Annotated in this window: 3 protein-coding genes; 2 read left to right on the plus strand and 1 reads right to left on the minus strand. The window is 52.2% G+C overall.

Annotation, left to right across the window (positions count from 1 at the left end; translation table 11 throughout):
- Window positions 1-374 precede the first annotated feature (374 nt).
- Together recD2 and GH808_RS14855 are read left to right on the plus strand one after the other, a co-directional pair.
- The gene (recD2, locus tag GH808_RS14850; RefSeq protein ID WP_186843567.1) at window positions 375-2,588 is read left to right on the plus strand and encodes an SF1B family DNA helicase RecD2; all 2,214 of its coding nucleotides are present in this window, start codon (window positions 375-377) and stop codon (window positions 2,586-2,588) included.
- A gap of 353 nt (window positions 2,589-2,941) precedes the next feature.
- Window positions 2,942-3,415 carry a transposase gene (locus GH808_RS14855; protein WP_186843568.1) on the plus strand — a complete coding sequence of 158 codons (474 nt, stop codon included), beginning with the start codon at window positions 2,942-2,944 and terminating at the stop codon, window positions 3,413-3,415.
- Here GH808_RS14855 and GH808_RS15225 read toward each other — a convergent pair.
- The coding region (locus GH808_RS15225) for a hypothetical protein (protein ID WP_207722360.1) at window positions 3,394-3,579 on the minus strand (186 nt) is incomplete at its 5' end. The two genes, GH808_RS14855 and GH808_RS15225, sit on opposite strands and share 22 nt — an antisense overlap.

A 3,579-nucleotide genomic window follows, 5' to 3' on the forward strand; every position in this document is an offset into this window, starting at 1 on the left:
ACCCCTGTAGGGGCGATCCGTGATCGCCCGCACCCCCATGCCAAACCACCCCAAAGCATTGACACCAACCCGTAGGGGCGATCCGCGATCGCCCGCACCCCCATGCCAAACCACCCCAAAGCATTGACACCAACCCGTAGGGGCGATCCGTGATCGCCCGCACCCCCATGCCAAACCACACCAAAGCATTGACACCAACCCGTAGGGGCGATCCGTGATCGCCCGCACCCCCAATGCCAAACCACCCAAAAATATTGACACCACCGCCTGTCATCATCCCGCCCGCCACCGTAAAATTGTCGGCACGGTCTATGTATAGTCGCATCACTTTATGATATAATAAAACAAACATCTTCAAACCACAGGAGCAAAACATGGAAACCATAAAGGGAACGGTGGAGCACATCGTCTTTCGAAACAACAACAACGGCTACACCGTGGCCCATTTTGATATCGACGGAAATCTGGTCACCGTCGTGGGAAATTTTGACGAACTGAACCACGGCGAATACCTCAAACTGACCGGCTACTGGACCGAGCACAAAAACTACGGCGATCAGTTTTCGATGGAAACCTATGCCATGGAAATCCCCACCTCCACCGAAGGGATCACGCGCTATCTGGCCTCCGGCATCATTCCGGGCATCGGTGAAAAGACCGCCAAAGCCATTGTTAAACACTTTGGTGAAGAGACCTTGGACATCCTCGACAATCATCCCGACCGACTCTCAGAGATCAAAGGCATCGGGAAGAAAACCCTGGAAGGCATCAAGGAAGTCTATCACGAGCAGCGCGAAATCAGACAGATCATGATTCAGATCCAGGACTACGGCATCTCCGCCGCCTGGGCCATGAAACTCTACAAGACCTATCAATCCGAGACCATTTCCGTACTGCTCAATAATCCCTATCAGATGATCGACGACATCCGCGGCATCGGCTTTAAAATTGCCGACCAGATTGCGAACCAGCTGGGATTTGAACCAAACAGCCCCAGCCGCATTCTGGCCGGCATCAACTACGCCCTCGGCGCCTGCTACAACCGCGGTAACACCTTTATGACCGAAACCGAACTGATCCAAACCAGCTCGCGCATTCTGGGCGTGGACGAAGATGAAATCACCAGTCAACTGGGTGAACTCATCCTGTTCGGAAAAATCATTCAGGAAGAAGTCAGCGATCAGAGGGTTTACTACCCGAGAAATCTCTACGAGGCCGAAGACAACGCCGCCCTGATCATGGCCAGAATCAGTCAGGGCGAGTATAAAATACCGGATGTGAATATCGCAAAAAAGATCAAAGCATATGAAAAAGACATGGATATCACCCTGGATAACAAACAGAGCGAAGCCATCGCCGCCGCGATGGAAAACGGGGTAATTGTCATCACCGGCGGACCCGGAACCGGAAAGACCACCATCATCAACGGGATCGTGCGCATTTTCAAAGACCTGGGCTTCAAAACCGTGCTGTCAGCCCCAACCGGCCGCGCCGCCAAGCGCATCACCGAGACCACCGGACATGAGGCTAAAACCATCCACCGCCTGCTGGAATATGAATACAGCGAAAACGACGACTTTCCCAGCTTCAGCAAGGATGAAGCCAATCCCCTGGAGGTCGACGCCATCATCGTCGATGAGTCCTCGATGATCGATATTCTGCTGATGAACAGCCTGCTGATGGCCATCCAGCCGGGGACCCGGCTGATCCTGGTCGGCGATGCCGACCAGTTGCCCTCCGTCGGGCCGGGAAATGTGCTCAAGGACATCATCGAAAGCGGTGCCGTTAAAGTGGTCAGCCTGGAACGGATCTACCGGCAGTCGGAAGAAAGCATGATCTCGGTCAATGCCTATGAAATAAACCAGGGTAACATGCCGGACATCAACAACGACAGTGATTTCCTGTTTCTGAACAAAAACGACGGCGACAAGCTGCTGCGGGATATCCTGAAAATCGTGACCGAAAACCTGCCGCTGGCCAAAGGCTTTGACAGTTTTCAGGACATCCAGGTGATTTCCCCGATGAAAAACGGCAAGGTCGGCGTGATCAGCCTGAACCGGGAGCTCCAAGCGGTGCTGAACCCGCCGAACCCGGGCCGGGCCCAGCGTGAATTCGGAACGGTGATTTACCGCGAAGGGGATAAGGTCATGCAGATCAAAAACAACTACCGCCTGAAATGGGAAGACACCACCAGTTATGAACAGGGCGAAGGGATTTACAACGGCGATATCGGCATCCTCGAAGAAATCGACGAAGGCCAGAAAACCTTCAGCATTCTGTTCAACGACGGCAAACGCGTCGACTACGACTTCGACCAGATGGACGAGATCACCCATGCCTACGCCATGACCGTCCACAAAAGTCAGGGCAGTGAGTTCCCCGTGGTGGTCATGCCGATCGTCGGCGGACCGCCATTGTTTCTCAACCGGAAGCTGCTCTACACCGCTGTCACCCGGGCGAAGAAAATGCTTGTTCTCATGGGTAACCAGTACGTATTCCGACAGATGATCAAATCAGCCGAATCCCAGGAACGCCAGACCGCCTACCGCGAACGCATCATCAGCTACATCAACCACCCGATGCTGTAAGCGCGCTCTGACATACCGCATCATCCCGTCCTGTTGTCAAAATCACAAGGAAACGTACCGCATCATCCCGTAGGGGCGATCCGCGATCGCCCGCCCCCCCATGCCAAACCACCCGACAGCATTCACACCACCGCCAGGCATCATCTCGTAGGGGCGATCCGCGATCGCCCGCAACCCCCATTTCAAGCCACCGTCAGGCATACACACCACCGCCAGGCATCATTTCGTAGGGGCGATCCGCGATCGCCCGAATAGGCGGGCGCGGCCCGCCACACGAACCGCAATTGACTGGCAAACCCATAATCTTAAATTGTAGGGGGGATTCGTGATCAACCTCCCGTAGGGAGAAATTTATGGAACATAAAAAACGAAAAAAAATCCGTCTCAAAACCTACAACTACTCGCAAAATGGTTGCTATTTCATTACCATATGTACAAAAGACCGGGAGCATCTGCTGTGCTTAAACGATACGATTCTGGATGAAAATGCTAAATTCATTTTATCCGAAATTGGAAATGCGGTTAAAATAGCGATCGAGAATATCGAAGCAGTATATGATGGTGTAGATGTAATCGAATACGTTATTATGCCCAATCATATTCATTTGATCTTAAGACTCAATAAAACTGCGGATATATCCGTGTCCGGAATTGTTCGACAAACAAAAGGTTTGGTCACCAAAAAAGCTGGCTTCCCAGTTTGGCAGAAATCATTCTATGACCATGTCATTAGAAATGAAAACGATTATTACGAGATCGTCCGATACATACAGATGAATCCATTGAAATGGCAGAATGATCGATATTACGATACGAAAATTGAATAATTGACAGTATCATGCACGACATATTGCATCATCACGTAGGGGCGATCCGCGATCGCCCGCAACGCCAATCCCAAACCCACCCGAGAGCATTCACACCCACCGCCAGGCATCATCCCGTAGGGGCGATCCGCGATCGCCCGCAAACGCCAATCCCAAACCACCGT

Source organism: Acetobacterium fimetarium, from assembly GCF_014284475.1.
Lineage (GTDB): Bacteria > Bacillota > Clostridia > Eubacteriales > Eubacteriaceae > Acetobacterium > Acetobacterium fimetarium.